Origin of the sequence: Sphingomonas sp. Leaf28, from assembly GCF_001421685.1 — a bacterium.
GTDB lineage: Bacteria > Pseudomonadota > Alphaproteobacteria > Sphingomonadales > Sphingomonadaceae > Sphingomonas > Sphingomonas aurantiaca.
The window spans coordinates 550,690-565,860 of sequence record NZ_LMKX01000007.1 but is presented as its reverse complement, the minus strand read 5'-3'; the positions used below and the strand labels follow the sequence as shown (position 1 = coordinate 565,860).

Here is a 15,171-nt window from a genome sequence, read left to right as displayed (position 1 = left end):
AAAGCAAGGTGGGGCCGGTACACGGTCGGTCAACGCACGGTGATTGCAGCGAAGCCCCGGTGATGCGATAGGCGGCCACTATGGCGGCAAACGGCCGCTCGATGCCAAAGGGGTTGGTTCGGATCGTGTTGCGTATCGACCTTTTGACGGGTTGCGCCTTTTCGCTCGCGCTGGCGACCGGACTGGCTGCGACCCCCGCTCAGGCCCAGGATTTCCAGAACCGTCCGGTCGCGCCACCGGTACCCGACGCGCCCGTCGCCAACGCGCCGACCGCGGCTCCTGCCGAGGATCAGGTGCAGTTCAGCGCCAATGGCCTCGAATACGACACCAATACCGAGGTCGTGACCGCCACCGGCGAAGTCCGGATGTTCCGCGAAGGCGATCGCCTGCGCGCCGACAAGGTCGTGTGGAACCGCAAGACCGGCAAGGTGCTCGCGACCGGCAACATCGCGGTCACGAACCCGCAGGGCGACATCGCCTATGGCGACGAGATCAACCTGACCGATTCGTTAAAGGACGGCGTGGTCGACAACATGCTCGTCGTGCTCGAGCAGGGCGGCCGGCTGGCGGCCAAGCAGGGCACGCGTGAGGCCGACGGCACGGTGAACCTCAAGAGCGCGGCCTACACCCCGTGCGGCGTCACGAATTCGGCGGGCTGCCCCAAGGAGCCGACGTGGAAGATCACCGCGGTTCGCGTCACCTACCGCCCCGAACGCAAGCGCATCTATTATTCGGGCGCGCGGCTGCACCTGTTCGGGCTGCCCAGCCTGCCGCTGCCCAAATTCTCCAATCCCGTCGGCGGCGGCAGCGACAGCGGCCTGCTCTCGCCGAACGGTGGCTATAGCCGGGTCAACGGCCTCGAAGTCAGCGTCCCCTATTACTGGAAGCTCGCCCCCAACCAGGGGCTGGTCATCACGCCGCACATCTACAGCAGCGTGCTGCCGATGGCGCAGGTGGATTATTCCGCGCTCAACTCGAAGGGCGCGTTCAGCGTTCGTGCCTATGCCACCGAAAGCCGCCGCAGCGACGACCTGACCACCGCGGTATCGACCGATACGAGCATGGCGTTCCGCGGCTATATCGACGGGATGGCGCGCTACCAGTTGTCGCCCAACTGGAGCGCGAGCGGTTCGCTCCGCCTGACGACCGACCGCACCTTCCTGCGCCGCTACGACATATCGCGCGACGACCGGCTGCGCACCACCGCCAGCCTCGAGCGGATCGACGACACCAGCTATCTGTCGATCAGCGGCTGGTATGCGCAGACGTTGCGCGTCAACGACAGCCAGGGCCAGCAGCCGATCGCGCTGCCCGAGATCGATTACCGCAAGCGGTTCGACGACGGCCTCGTCGGGGGCCGGTTCCAGCTTCAGCTCAACACGCTCGCGCTCACGCGGACCGACGGGCAGGATACGCAGCGCGCGTTCGCCAGCCTGCAATGGGACCTGCGGCGCTTCACCAACTGGGGCCAGGAAGTCACCTTCACTGCGTTTGCGCGCGGCGACCTGTACAACACCAACGATACGCTCGCGACGACCAACATCAGCTATCGCGGGCTTGAGGGCTTCCACCAGCGCGTCATCGGTGCAGCTGCGGTCGACGTGAAATGGCCGTTCATCGGCACGTTCCTCGGCGGCACGCAGCGCTTCACGCCGCGCGTCCAGTTCGTCGCAGCGCCGAAGGTCGCCAACCTCTCGCTGCCCAACGAGGATTCACGCGCGGTCGATCTCGACGACACCAACCTGTTCTCGCTCAACCGGTTCGCCGGCTATGACCGGTTCGAGGATTCGTCGCGCGTCACCTATGGCGGCGAATGGGCGCTCGACCTGCCGGGCATCGCCTTCACGACCAATGTCGGACAGAGCTACCGTGTCGACAAGCGGCCGACGATCCTGCCCGACGGCACCGGCCTCAGCGACCGGTTCTCCGACATCGTCGGCCGCAGCGAACTGCGCTTCCGCGACTTCGTCTCGATCGTCCACCGGTACCGGCTCGACAAGGATGGCTTTGCGATCCGCCGCAACGAACTCGACGCGACGATCGGCTCGCGCGCGACCTATGTGCTGGTCGGCTATCTCAAGCTCAACCGCAACATCGACGCGTCGATCGAGGATCTGCGCGACCGCGAGGAGGTCCGCCTCGCGGGCCGCGTACAGTTTGCGCGATTCTGGTCGGCGTTCGGCTCGGGCGTGGTCGATCTGACCAATACGGCAGAGGATCCGCTCTCGCGCAGCGACGGCTTCACGCCGATCCGCCACCGCCTTGGCATCCAGTATGAGGATGATTGCCTGCGGCTCGGCGGAACGTGGCGGCGCACCTACAACGACACCGGCGACGCGCGGAAGGGCAACAGCTTCCTGTTGACGCTGGCCTTCACCAATCTCGGCCGCTAAGCCCGCGTTCAGCTACTCTGGGGCAACCCACGCGGGATAGGTGCGGTCGCAGCAACGACGGCACCGATCTGGCGTGTGATGATGGGATACCGACACTTGAAGCATGATGTTCGACTGGCGGCGCGTGGCGGCCGTGTGATCGGGGCGGTTGTTCTGGCCGCGCTGACGGCAAGTGCAATCGCCCAGTCCGCCCCCCCGCCGCAGAGCCCCGCCCCGCAAGGTGGTCAGGCCGGAGGCGGGCAGACCGTCCAGGATCAGAGCCTGCCCGACAATACCGGCCTCGATATCCCGACCAATCTCCAGATCTTCGGCAAGCTCGACCCCAACGTCCGCAAGCCGACCGCGATCGTCAACGATACGGTGATCACCGGCACCGACGTCGACCAGCGCGTGGCGCTGGTGGCGATGGCGAACGAGGCCAAGCTGTCGGCCGAGGACCGCGAGCGGCTCAAGCTGCAGGTACTGCGCCAGCTCATCGACGAGACTCTCCAGATCCAGGAGGCCAAGACCGCCGACATCACGATCACGCCCGCCGAGCTCACGCAGAGCTACGACGCCGTGTCGAAGCGCTTCAACCGCACGCCTGTCGCGATGCGCACCTATCTGCGCGAGTCGGGCTCGTCCGAGCGGTCGCTCAAGCGCCAGATCGAGGGCGAACTCGCCTGGCAGCGCTATCTGCGTCGCCGCGTCGAGCCGTTCGTCAATGTCGGCGACGAGGAGGTCAAGTCGATCATCGACCGTCTCCAGGCCGCCAAGGGCACCGACGAGTTCAACCTCAAGGAAATCTACCTCGCGGCGACGCCGGCGAACAGCCAGCAGGTCTATACCAACGCCAAGCAGATCCTGCAGGAGATCCAGAAGGGCGCGCAGCCGTTCGAATATTATGCGCGCCAGTTCTCCGAAGCGTCGACGCGCGCCGTCGGCGGCGATCTCGGCTGGATCCGCGCCGCCACGCTGCCGGGCCCGCTGTCCGAGGCTGCGACGACGATGCAGGTCGGCCAGGTCGCCGGCCCGATCGAAGTCGCGGGTGGCTATTCGATCCTGTATCTTACCGACAAGCGCCAGGTGCTCACCGCGGATCCGCGCGACGCCAAGCTCAGCCTCAAGCAGCTGACGCTCCGCTTCCCGCCCAACACCAACCAGGCGCAGGCCTCGGCGCGCGCCCAGGCGTTCGCCAAGGCCACGCAGGAGCTGCGCGGCTGCGGCACGGTCGAGAAGGTCGCCGCCGGGATCGGCGCGGACGTGGTCGACAACGACACGGTCCGGATCCGCGATCTGCCGCCGCAGCTCCAGGAAGTCATGCTGAAGCTCCAGGTCGGCGAATCCAGCCCGCCGTTCGGCTCCGCCGAGCAGGGCGTCCGTGCGCTGGTGCTGTGCGGTCGCGACGAAGCCGCTGGCGGCTCGCTCCCGAATTCGGAGCAGATCCAGGGTCAGCTCGAACAGCAGCGCGTCAACCTGCGCGCCCAGCAGAAGCTGCGCGATCTGCGGCGCGACGCCGTCGTCGAATATCGGTGATCCGATCATGACGCGCGCACAGCCGCTGGCGGTATCGATGGGCGACCCTGCGGGGATCGGGCCCGAGATCATCGCCAAGGCGTGGGATGCGCGCGTCACGCATCGCCTGCCGCCGTTCGTCGCGATCGGCGATGCCCGCGCGATCGAACGCGTCTGGCAGGGACCGATCGCACGGGTTGCGGACATGAGCGCGGCGGCCGATGCGTTCGCCACTGCGCTGCCGGTGCTGACGGTCGGCGATGCCGGGGCGATCGTCCCCGGGTCGCCCGACTCGGATGGCGCACGCTGTGCACTGCACGCGCTGGAACTGGCGGTCGGCCTGGTCCGCACCGGTGCCGCGCGCGCGCTGGTGACCGGCCCCGTCTCGAAGTCGCAGCTGTACGCGATCGGCTTCACCCACCCCGGCCAGACCGAATTCGTCGCCGAACGTTACGGCGTCGCCGGCGACAATGCGGTGATGATGCTGGCCGGGCCGTCGTTGAAGGTCGTGCCGATCACGACGCACGTGCCTTTGAAGGACGTCTCCGCGCTGCTGACGGTCGATCTGATCGTCGCCAAGGCCCGTGCAACCGCGCGGGGGCTGCTCCGGAACTTCGGGATCGAGAAGCCGCGGCTCGCCTTTGCGGGGTTCAATCCGCATGCGGGCGAGCAAGGCGCGCTCGGCCGCGAAGAGATCGACATCATCGCGCCCGCAATCGCGATCCTGCGCGACGAGGGTATCGACGCGACCGGTCCGTTCGCGGCCGACACGATGTTCCACCCCCGCGCGCGCGCCACCTATGACGTCGTCATGTGCTGCTATCACGATCAGGCGCTGGTGCCGCTCAAGACGATCCATTTCGACGAGGGCGTCAACATGACGCTCGGGCTGCCGATCGTGCGGACCTCGCCCGATCACGGCACCGCATTCGCGATCGCGGGCAAGAACCTCGCCGAGCCCGGCGCGATGATCGCGGCGATCGCGATGGCGGGCGAAGCCGCCGAGCGGCGTGCGCTGGCCGCCGCGCAGGCGTGACAGGACAAGCATGACGGACCTTCCCCCGCTGCGCGAGGTGATCGCGCGCTATGGCCTGAACGCGAGCAAGGCGCTCGGGCAGAACTTCCTCTTCGACGGGCAGCTGCTCAAGCGCATCGCCGCGGTCCCGGGCGATCTCAAGGATGCCGAAGTGCTCGAAGTGGGCCCCGGCCCCGGTGGCCTGACACGCGCGCTGCTCGCTGCCGGCGCGCGCGTCACCGCGATCGAACGCGACCGTCGCTGTATCCCGGCACTGGCCGAACTAGGCGAGGCCTATCCGGGACAGCTGCGCGTCATCGAGGGCGACGCGATGGAGATCGACGCGCGCACGCTGTTCGAGGGCAAGCCGCACATCGTATCGAACCTGCCGTATAATATCGGCACGGCGTTGCTGGTCGGCTGGCTGTCGACGTCGTGGCTGCCCTGGTGGCAGTCGTGCACGCTGATGTTCCAGAAGGAAGTCGCCGAGCGGATCGTCGCCAGGACCAACGACGATCATTACGGCCGGCTGGCGGTCCTCGCTCAGTGGCGCTCTACCGCGCGCATCGCGATGCCGGTGCACCGCTCTGCCTTCACGCCGCCCCCCAAGGTGATGTCCGCGGTCGTCCACCTGACGCCGGTTGAGGCGCCCGAGGGGGTGAACTTCGCGGTGCTGGAGCGCTTGACGGGTGCGGCGTTCGGCCAGCGGCGCAAGATGCTGCGACAGAGCCTGAAGGGCGTGCCCGGCGCCCTCGACGCGCTGGAGCGGATCGGCGTCGAGGCCACGCGCCGCGCGGAGACGCTGTCCGTGGCGGATTTCACGGCGCTGGCAAAGGCAGTCGGTTCGACCGCTACGTCCTAACCGGGACCCGACTCTAATACTTTAGAGCGGTCCACCCCGGCGAAGGCCGGGGCCCAGTTGGCAAGGTCGCCGTGATCTGGCGCCGACCACAGTTCGCTCCGTCCCCCAATTGAACCCTGCCCTCCGCCGGGGTGGTAGGATAAGGACGGGGTTTCGAACCTCAGTCCTTGGCCGCAACCGGCGTCTTCTCGACCTGCGCCGTCGTGACCGGCGGCCCCTTGGCGATCACCGCCGCCAGCTGGGTCGCCTCGGGGCACGCGCCCTTGCAGAGCGTCCGAATCTTGACGAGATTGTCCTTCGCGCGAACCACCGCCCCCTTGGCCACGAGCGCCTCGCCCTGCCCCTTCAATGCCGCGACATCGTTCGGCTCGAGCAGCAGCGCCTCGCGGTACAGCCGGATCGCCTTGCCGGGCAGGTCGCGCGACTCCGCCACCTGCGCGAGCAGCAGGAACGCACCCCGATTGCGCGGATCGACCGCGACCGAGGTCTCCAGCGCGTCGGTCGCGCCGTCGAGATTGCCCGCCGCGACCAGCGACCGCCCTTGCGCCAAAAGCTGCATCGAGCGCGCGTCGATCTGGCTGTCGGGGCGCTGCCCGCTGAGCGAGGTCGATACGCACACGACGGTCAGCGCGGCGGCAACGGCAACGGACGAAAAACGCATGATCGTCTCCAGGCGGGTCATTAGTCGGCTGGCTAGCACGCAGCCCGAAGGCGCGCGACAAAAAAGCCGTCGGTGCCGTCGCGACCTGGCTCCAGGCGTACGCCGTGGCCGTGCTTGGCGCCAGCGGGCAGCGACAAGGACTCGATGGTCCAGCCGGGATGCGCGTTCAGGAACCAGCTGACCTGATCGGTCCCCTCGGCGTCGAGCAGCGAGCAGACGATATAAACGAGCGCACCGCCGGGCTTGACCAAAGTCGCCGCGACCGACAGCACCTGTTGCTGCGTCGATTGCAGGCGCGAGACACGGTCGGGGGTGAGACGCCACCGCGCCTCGGGATTGCGCCGCCAAGTACCCGTGCCCGAGCAGGGCGCATCGACCAGCACGCCATCGGCGCGTCCCGCCCATTCGCTCAGCGCCTCGATCTCGCGAGTCGGGTTGAGCAGGCGGCTCTCGACGATCGTCGCGCCGGCGCGTGTCGCGCGCGGCGCGAGACGCGACAGTCGGTTGCGATCGGTGTCGCAGGCCAGGATCACGCCCTGATTCTCCATCGTCGCGGCAAGCGCCAGCGTCTTGCCGCCCGCGCCCGCGCAGAGATCGACGATCCGCTCGCCGGGCTTCGCCTGCATCGCGAGGCCGACGATCTGGCTCCCCTCGTCCTGCACTTCCAGTGCGCCCTCGTTGAAGAGCGGCAGTGCCTCGACATTGGTGCCGGTCGGCAGGCGGATGCCATCGGGCGCATGCGGCGTCGCTTCGGCCTCGGGCAGCGCGGCAAGAACAGTCGCACGGTCGGATGTCAGCGTGTTGACGCGAAGGTCGAGCGTCGCCCGGCCAGCAAGATCGGTCAGCGCCGCCCCGTCGAGCCCCGACGCGCGCAGAGCCTTGCTGAGCCACTGCGGCGCGACACCGGCGCGCGCGCGCGGCTCGTCCTTGCCGATCGGAGCCGGGGCATGCGTCGATCCGTCGAAGGTTGCGGCGACGTCGGCGTCGGCATCGGCAACGAGCAACATCGCGGCGCGTCCGGTCTCAGGCCGGTCACCCGCCTTCCGGATCGCGGCGTAGACGAGCTCGCGCACCGCCCGGCGATCCTTGGAGCCGGCATAACGCCGCGTCTGGAAATAGCGTGCGATCAACGTATCAGCGGCAGCGCCGGACTCGCGCGCAGCGGCGATGATCTGATCGAGCAGCTCGATCGCGGCCTGCGTGCGGGCGGGAGGAGTCACTTGCGGCCTCCCGCGGTTGGGGAGGTTTCGGGAAAGGCGTGGTACGGGGAATGCGTCATCATGCCCTCCCCTAGCGTCTCCAGCGCACAGGCGGGGAATAATTTCGGGGGAAGGCCGGGATCGCGATGCTACCCCCCTGCCCCGTCATCCCGGCGGACGCCGGGACCCATGGTTGCGATCCGGGTGATGATTGAACGCTATCGCCGGGTCCGACGTGCCCATGGGTCCCGGCGTTCGCCGGGATGACGGAGGGGGCGTGCCAGAAGGACGGAGGGAGAGTGGGTCCGTCCCGCCTGCCCCCTGGCGTCACCCCCGCGTCGGGTAGTTCGGCGCTTCCCGCGTAATCGTCACGTCATGGACATGGCTCTCCATCAGCCCCGCGCCGGTGATCTGCACGAACTCCGCCCGCTTCTGAAGATCCGGGATCGTCGCCGAGCCGGTATAGCCCATCGCCGCCTTGATCCCGCCGACGAGCTGATGAATCACGTCCTTCGCCGGGCCCTTATACGCGACCTGCCCCTCGATACCCTCGGGCACGAGCTTCAGCTGATCCTTGATGTCGCCCTGGAAATACCGATCCGCCGAGCCGCGGCCCATCGCGCCGACCGAGCCCATGCCACGGTACGACTTGTACGCACGCCCCTGGTACAGGAACGTCTCGCCCGGCGCCTCGTCGGTACCGGCGAGCAGCGAGCCGATCATCACGGTCGACGCGCCCGCCGCGAGCGCCTTGGCCATGTCGCCCGAGGTGCGGATGCCGCCGTCGGCGATCACGGGTACGCCCGCCTTTTGGCCGGCCTCCGCGCAATCCATCACCGCGGTCAGCTGCGGCACGCCGACGCCGGCAACGACGCGGGTCGTGCAGATCGAGCCCGGCCCGATGCCGACCTTGATCCCGTCGGCGCCCGCACCGATCAATGCGCGGGTCGCCTCGCCGGTGGCGACGTTCCCTGCGACGACCTGCACCGAGTTCGACAGCTTCTTCACGCGCTCGACCGCGCGGCCGACGTCGCGGTTGTGGCCGTGCGCGGTGTCGATCACGATCAGGTCGCAGCCGGCATCGACCAGCTGTTCGGTCCGGTCGAAACCCTTGTCGCCGACCGTGGTCGCCGCCGCCACGCGCAGGCGGCCAGCCTCGTCCTTGGTCGCATCAGGGAACATCACCGCCTTCTCGATGTCCTTGACGGTGATCAGCCCGACGCAGCGATACTGCGCGTCGACCACGAGCAGCTTCTCGATGCGTCGCGCGTGGAGCAGGCGGCGCGCCTCTTCCTTGCCGACCTCGGTCGAGACGGTGGCGAGGTTCTCGTGCGTCATCAGCTCGCTGACCGGCTGCTGCGGGTTGCCGGCGAACCGCACGTCGCGGTTGGTCAGGATGCCGACGAGCTTGCCGTCGGCTTCCACGACGGGGATGCCGCTGATCCGGTGCCCCGACATCAGCGCCTGCGCCTCGCCGAGAGTCGCGGTCGGCTTGATCGTGATGGGGTTGACCACCATCCCCGATTCGAAGCGCTTGACCTGGCGCACCGCGACCACCTGCTCCTCGATCGTGAGGTTGCGGTGGAGCACGCCGATGCCGCCGAGCTGCGCCATGACGATCGCCATGTCGGCTTCGGTGACGGTGTCCATCGCCGAGGAGAGGATCGGGATGTTGAGCGCGATGCCGCGCGTCACCTGCGTCCGGGTATCGGCCTGGCTTGGCAGCACGTCCGATTCCCCTGGATACAGGAGGACGTCGTCGAAGGTGAGGCCGAGGCGGATATCCATGAGAGCTGCCGTTCCTGGGTGTGGGGTGGCGCGCCATGTAACCAAAGCGGGCGCGTCCGGCTAGGCCCTGTCGCGCACGGCGTGCTATAGCCCGGCGATACACAATGGGGGATGGACGTATGGGCCTGATCGTTGCCGCGCTCGCACTGGCGCTGGTGCTGCTGTATCTCTTCACCAGCATCAAGATCGTCCACCAGGGCTACCAATACACGATCGAGCATTTCGGTCGCTTCACGACGGTCGCCCGCCCCGGCTTCAATTTCTACCCCGCCTTCTTCTACCGCGTCGGGCGGAAGGTGAACATGATGGAGCAGGTGATCGACATTCCGGGTCAGGAGATCATCACCAAGGACAATGCGATGATCTCGACCGACGGGGTCGTGTTCTTCCAGGTGCTCGATTCGGCCAAGGCTGCGTACGAAGTGTCGGACCTGTACCAGGCGCTGTTGCAGCTCACGACCACCAACCTGCGTACCGTCATGGGATCGATGGATCTCGACGAGACGCTGTCGAAGCGCGACGAGATCAACGCGCGGCTGCTCAACGTCGTCGATCATGCCACGACGCCGTGGGGGGTGAAGATCACGCGCGTGGAGATCAAGGACATCCGCCCGCCCGCCGATATCGTCAATGCGATGGGCCGGCAGATGAAGGCCGAACGCGAGAAGCGCGCGAACATCCTCGATGCGGAAGGGTCGCGCGCGTCGGAGATCCTGCGCGCCGAAGGGCAGAAGCAGGCGCGCATCCTCGAATCGGAGGGGCGCAAGGAATCGGCGTTCCGCGATGCCGAGGCGCGCGAGCGTGCTGCCGTGGCAGAAGCGTCGGCGACGCGGGCGGTGTCTCAGGCGATCGAGGAGGGTGGCGCGCAGGCGATCAACTACTTCATCGCGCAAAAATATGTCGAGGCGATCGGCAAGTTCGCGACCTCGCCCAATGCGAAGACGATCCTGTTCCCGGTCGAGGCCACGCAGCTGATGGGCACGCTCGGCGGGATCGGCGAGCTTGCGAAGGATGCCTTGCGGGATGCAACCGCGTCACCGCCTTCCCCAAAGCCGACACCGCGCGGGCCGTTCGAGTTGTCGAAGTCGACCGAGGTTCCGAAAAGCTGATGGACGTGATCAGCGCGGCCGGTGCGTGGCTAATCGCCGCGCTGGTGCTGGGAATTGCCGAACTCGCAGTCCCGGGGGTGTTCCTCGTATTCCTCGCCATCGCCGCCGCGGTGACCGGTGCGGCGGTGTTCGTCTTGCCGGACCTGCCAGTGGCCGCGCAACTCGGGGCGTTCGCGGTGTGGAGCGCCGTAACGGTGCTGATCGGCAAGCGCTGGTACCGCGATTACCCGGTCGAAGGCGGCGACCCAATGCTGAACGATCGCTCGGCGCGGCTGGTAGGTCAGGTGGTGTTGGTCGAGACGGCCCTAATCGGCGGGCACGGCCGCGTACTGGTCGGCGACGGCAGTTGGCCTGCGCGCGGCGATGATGCGGCGGTCGGCAAGCGCGTTAGGATTACCGCCGTGGTCAATGGCGCAGTTGTGGTCGAGCCCGTCTAAAACCCTCTCCCTCCGGGAGAGGGAAAGCCGCGCAGCGGCGAGGGTGAGGGCACGCCAAGCAGGACCGTGCCCTCACCCTCCCAGCAGGCTGCGCCGTGCGGGCCCCTTCCTCTCCCCCAAGGGGAGAGGAGTTTATGCCGGCTCGCCAACCTTCGGCGCAGCCTGCCGGACGCCCTCGTCGACATGCTCGGCAAACTGCGCGAAATTCTCCACGAACAGGTCGACCAGCTTCGCCGCCGTCGCATCATACGCGTCCGTATCCGACCAGGTCGCCCGTGGGTCGAGGATCGCGCTGTCGACGCCCGGCACGCTGACCGGCACCTGGAACCCGAAATTCGGGTCCGTCCGGAACTCGGCATCGTTCAGGCTCCCATCGAGCGCCGCATTCAGCAGCGCGCGCGTTGCCTTGATCGGCATGCGGTTGCCGACCCCGTATTTGCCGCCGGTCCAGCCGGTATTGACCAGCCAGCAATCCACCCCGCCCTTGGCGATCCGCTCCTTGAGCAAATTGCCATAGACCGACGGATGACGCGGCATGAACGGCGCGCCAAAACAGGTCGAGAAGGTCGCATCGGGCTCGGTCACGCCGATCTCGGTGCCCGCGACGCGCGCGGTATAGCCCGACAGGAAGTGATACATCGCCTGGTCGGGCGTCAGCTTGGCGATCGGCGGCAGTACGCCGTACGCGTCCGCGGTCAGCATCACGATGTTGCGCGGCACCGGCCCCATATTCTCGGCCGAGGCATTGGGGATGAAGTCGATCGGATACGCGCCGCGGCTGTTCTCGGCGAGACTGTGGTCGTTAAGATCGAGCCGCCGCGTCTCCGGATGCATCACGACGTTCTCGAGCACCGTCCCGAACCGCTTGGTCGTGGCGAAAATCTCGGGCTCGGCATCCTCGGACAGCCGGATCATCTTGGCATAGCAGCCGCCCTCGAAATTGAAGACCGCTGTGTCGGACCAGCCATGCTCGTCATCACCGATCAGAGTCCGGCTCGCATCGGCCGACAGCGTCGTCTTGCCCGTGCCGGACAGCCCGAAGAACACCGCGGTATCGCCGTTCGCACCCATGTTCGCCGAGCAGTGCATCGGCATCACCCCGGTCGGCGGCAGCAGATAGTTCAGCAGCCCGAACACGGATTTCTTCATCTCGCCGGCATATTTCGTGCCGCCGATCAGGATGAGCTTGTCGGTAAAGTTTACCGCGATCACCGTCTCGCTACGGCAGCCATGGCGCGCGGGATCGGCGCGGAAGCTCGGCAGGTCGACGATCGTATAGTCCGCGACGAAGTCTTTCAGCGCAGCCTCTTCGGGCCGCACCAGCATCGTCCGGATGAACAGATTGTGCCACGCCAGTTCGGTGACGACGCGGACAGTGACGCGGTGATCGGCCTGCGATCCGCCGTACAGGTCCTGCACGAACAGCTCGTCCTTTGCGGCCAGCGCGGCGAAGAAATCTTCCTTCAGCGCGGCAAAATGCGCCGGCTCCATCGCCTTGTTGCTTTTGCCCCACCACACCGTCGCCTCGGTCTCGGGGTCGCGGACGATGAACTTGTCCTGCGCGGATCGCCCGGTATGCGCGCCCGTCTCGACGACCAGCGGGCCGTCCGCGGACAGGCTGCCCTCGCCGCGTTCGAGTGCCGCCTCGACGAGCTGCGCGGTGACCAGGTTCCAGTGGAGCGCGGCACCGGTTTCGATTCCCTGCGCGGCAAGGCCACCAGACGGAATACGGGCGTTGGATACGGGGGTGTTGGGCACGGCATCTCTCCAGATGATTTTTCGCATACGTATGTATGTCGTTGATCGGGGATGTAGGCGGCGGCCCAGCACGGGTCAAATGCACCGCTGGAACGCTGTCCCGATGCGGCCCCAGTTGAGTACCGCCGCGGTTTGCCCTACCCCGTCCCACCAACGATCGAGGCAGGCGACCCAGAGAATGACGGCCCGAACATGACGGCAACGATCGCGCTGGTCGACGACGACCGCAACATCCTTACCTCCGTGTCGATCGCGCTCCAGACCGAAGGCTTCGTCACGCGGGTCTATTCAGATGGCGAGACCGCGCTCAAGGCGCTGACCGACAACCCGCCCGATCTCGCGATCTTCGACATCAAGATGCCGCGGATGGACGGCCTCGAACTGCTCCGCCGCCTGCGCGAGAAGAGCCAGATCCCGGTGATCTTCCTGACCAGCAAGGACGACGAGCTCGACGAGGCGCTGGGCCTTGCGATGGGCGCCGACGACTACATCGCCAAGCCGTTCTCGCAGCGGCTGCTGATCGCCCGCATCCGCGCGATCCTGCGCCGGACCGAGCTCGCGCACTCGCCGGGCACCGAGACCGAGGCGGAAGCCGCAGGACCGCTCGATCGCGGCCGGCTGAGCATGGACCCCGCGCGGCATCGCACATTGTGGGGCGGCGAGCCGGTCACGCTGACGGTCACCGAATTCATGATCCTGGAGACGCTCGCGCAGCGGCCGGGTATCGTCAAGACGCGCAACCAGCTGATGGACGCTGCGTATCAGGACGATATCTATGTCGACGACCGGACCATCGACAGCCACATAAAACGACTGCGCCGCAAATTCAGGCAGGTCGATCCCGCGTTCGACGCTATCGAGACTTTATATGGTGCCGGGTATCGATTTTCTGAGGAATGAGCTCGGCGACGATGGTCGCGATCTCACGCTGCGCTGGTCGGGACAGATCTCGCTCACGCGGCGCATCCTGGCGGTCAACATCTTCGCGTTGCTGCTGCTCGCGGGCGGGTTCTTCTACCTCGATTCCTATCGCAGCCGGATCGTCGACAGCCGGGTCGCGCAGACCGCACGCGAAGCGCGGCTGATAGGCGAGGCAATCGCAGCGGTCGACCCGGCGCTGCGCAACCCGCTCGTGGTCCGGCTCGCGTCGGACACCGGGTCGCGGATCCGGTTGTTCGACGCGCGCGGCGGCACGATGGTCGACAGCCGCGCGCTCGGCCTGCGCAATTTCGTTCTGCAGGATCCCGACAAGGAGGACCGTGACCAGGTGATCGCGCGCTTCCTCGACGCGGCGATCGACGTCGTCGTGATGGCGCCGCGCCCACCGCTCTACCGCGAGCGCACCGACGGCCAGCAATGGCCCGACGTTGCGGCCGCGCGTGCGCAGGGCGTCGTCGCGACCACGGTGTGGCGCGCGCCCGATCGGACGCCGGTGATCACCGCCGCCGCGCCGCTCCGCGCGGGCGGCGTGGTGATGACGACGGTCAACGCGCGTGACATCACCAAGACGGTGCGGATCGAGCGGTTCCGGCTCAGCATGGTGCTGCTCGGCGTGTCGATCGTCTCGATCCTGCTTTCGCTGTTTTTGGCACGGACGATCGTACGCCCACTCCGCCGCTTGGCGCGCGCCGCGGTCCGCGTCCGCCTGGGACGCGCGCGCGAGGTCGTGGTGCCACGGCTGCCCTCGCGCCGCGATGAGCTCGGCATGCTCGCACGCGCGCTCTCCGACATGAGCCTGGCGCTCAGGGCGCGGATCGACGCGACCGAGGCCTTTGCCGCCGACGTCACGCACGAGATGAAGAACCCCCTCGCCTCGCTCCGGTCGGCGGTCGAGGGGTTGTCGCGCGTGCAGGACCCGGCGCTCCAGGCGCAACTGCTCGCGATCGTCCGCGACGATGTCCACCGGCTCGATCGCCTGCTCTCCGACATCTCCGAAGCCTCGCGGCTCGACGCTCAGCTCAGCCGCGCCAAGTTCGAGCCCGTCGATATCGCGGCAATGCTCCAAGGGCTGGTCGCGCAGCGCGACGCGCGCGGAGTCGAGCGCGGAATCCGGCTGCGGTTCGATCGCAACCCCGACGACCGCATGATCGTGCTCGGCGAAGGCGCACGCCTCGAACGCGTGTTCGAGAACCTGATCGACAACGCGCTGTCCTTCTCCCCCGAATCGGGCGTGATCGCGATCTCCGCGAACAGCCAGGGCGATGACCTCGTCATCCGCGTCGAGGACGAAGGCCCCGGCGTTCCCGAGGACGCGCGCGAAGACGTGTTCAAGCGGTTCCACTCGGTCCGCCCGGACAGCGAGACGTTCGGTCAGCATTCGGGGCTGGGCCTCGCAATCGCGCGGACGATCGTCGACGGACACCAGGGCGCGATCTTCGTCGAATCGCGCGAGGACCGGATCGACGGCGCGCGCTTCGTCGTCCGACTACCGCTCGCCGATCTCCCGTTGTAAGGA

The 15,171-nt window shown here is 67.3% G+C and carries 12 protein-coding genes; 8 read left to right on the top strand and 4 right to left on the bottom strand.

Annotation, left to right across the window (positions count from 1 at the left end; all coding sequences use genetic code 11):
* Positions 1-80: 80 nt before the first annotated feature.
* The 4 genes from ASE79_RS09075 to rsmA all read left to right on the top strand — a co-directional run bounded on the left by ASE79_RS09075 (position 81) and on the right by rsmA (position 5,764).
* The gene (locus ASE79_RS09075) at positions 81-2,393 is read left to right on the top strand and encodes an LPS-assembly protein LptD (RefSeq protein ID WP_234422646.1); all 2,313 of its coding nucleotides are present in this window, start codon (positions 81-83) and stop codon (positions 2,391-2,393) included.
* A gap of 96 nt (positions 2,394-2,489) precedes the next feature.
* Entirely contained in the window at positions 2,490-3,908 is a 1,419-nt protein-coding gene (locus tag ASE79_RS09070; protein ID WP_056414971.1) for a peptidylprolyl isomerase, read from the top strand.
* Positions 3,909-3,915: 7 nt separating this feature from the next.
* Positions 3,916-4,923, top strand: coding sequence for a 4-hydroxythreonine-4-phosphate dehydrogenase PdxA (gene pdxA / locus ASE79_RS09065; protein ID WP_082445202.1), 1,008 nt, complete (start codon positions 3,916-3,918; stop codon positions 4,921-4,923).
* Between the two features lie 10 nt (positions 4,924-4,933).
* Positions 4,934-5,764: a 16S rRNA (adenine(1518)-N(6)/adenine(1519)-N(6))-dimethyltransferase RsmA gene (gene rsmA, locus ASE79_RS09060; protein ID WP_056415778.1), complete on the top strand. Its 831-nt coding sequence runs from the start codon at positions 4,934-4,936 to the stop codon at positions 5,762-5,764.
* A 160-nt stretch (positions 5,765-5,924) separates the two neighbouring features.
* Here rsmA and ASE79_RS09055 read toward each other — a convergent pair whose 3' ends face one another.
* The 3 genes from ASE79_RS09055 to guaB form a co-directional block, all read right to left on the bottom strand.
* On the bottom strand, positions 5,925-6,425 hold the full coding sequence (locus ASE79_RS09055) for a tetratricopeptide repeat protein (RefSeq protein WP_200910345.1): 501 nt from the start codon (positions 6,423-6,425) through the stop codon (positions 5,925-5,927).
* Between the two features lie 32 nt (positions 6,426-6,457).
* A complete protein-coding gene (locus ASE79_RS09050; RefSeq protein WP_056414965.1) occupies positions 6,458-7,645 on the bottom strand; it encodes an RsmB/NOP family class I SAM-dependent RNA methyltransferase in 1,188 nt (395 codons plus the stop codon).
* 306 nt (positions 7,646-7,951) lie between these two features.
* On the bottom strand, positions 7,952-9,412 hold the full coding sequence (guaB, locus tag ASE79_RS09045; protein WP_056414963.1) for an IMP dehydrogenase: 1,461 nt from the start codon (positions 9,410-9,412) through the stop codon (positions 7,952-7,954).
* A 119-nt stretch (positions 9,413-9,531) separates the two neighbouring features.
* Between guaB and ASE79_RS09040 the strand changes: the two genes are divergently transcribed.
* Both ASE79_RS09040 and ASE79_RS09035 read left to right on the top strand, forming a co-directional pair.
* A complete protein-coding gene (locus tag ASE79_RS09040; RefSeq protein WP_056414961.1) occupies positions 9,532-10,521 on the top strand; it encodes an SPFH domain-containing protein in 990 nt (329 codons plus the stop codon).
* Positions 10,521-10,958, top strand: a complete 438-nt coding sequence (locus ASE79_RS09035) for an NfeD family protein (RefSeq protein WP_056414959.1) — start codon at positions 10,521-10,523, stop codon at positions 10,956-10,958. The genes ASE79_RS09040 and ASE79_RS09035 overlap by 1 nt, the downstream gene beginning before the upstream one ends.
* Positions 10,959-11,090: 132 nt before the next feature.
* Here ASE79_RS09035 and ASE79_RS09030 read toward each other — a convergent pair whose 3' ends face one another.
* Positions 11,091-12,716, bottom strand: coding sequence for a phosphoenolpyruvate carboxykinase (locus ASE79_RS09030; protein WP_235516827.1), 1,626 nt, complete (start codon positions 12,714-12,716; stop codon positions 11,091-11,093).
* 192 nt (positions 12,717-12,908) lie between these two features.
* Between ASE79_RS09030 and ASE79_RS09025 the strand changes: the two genes are divergently transcribed.
* On the top strand, positions 12,909-13,616 hold the full coding sequence (locus tag ASE79_RS09025; protein WP_056414953.1) for a response regulator transcription factor: 708 nt from the start codon (positions 12,909-12,911) through the stop codon (positions 13,614-13,616).
* Positions 13,585-15,168: a sensor histidine kinase gene (locus ASE79_RS09020; RefSeq protein ID WP_056414949.1), complete on the top strand. Its 1,584-nt coding sequence runs from the start codon at positions 13,585-13,587 to the stop codon at positions 15,166-15,168. The genes ASE79_RS09025 and ASE79_RS09020 overlap by 32 nt, the downstream gene beginning before the upstream one ends.
* Positions 15,169-15,171: the final 3 nt, after the last annotated feature.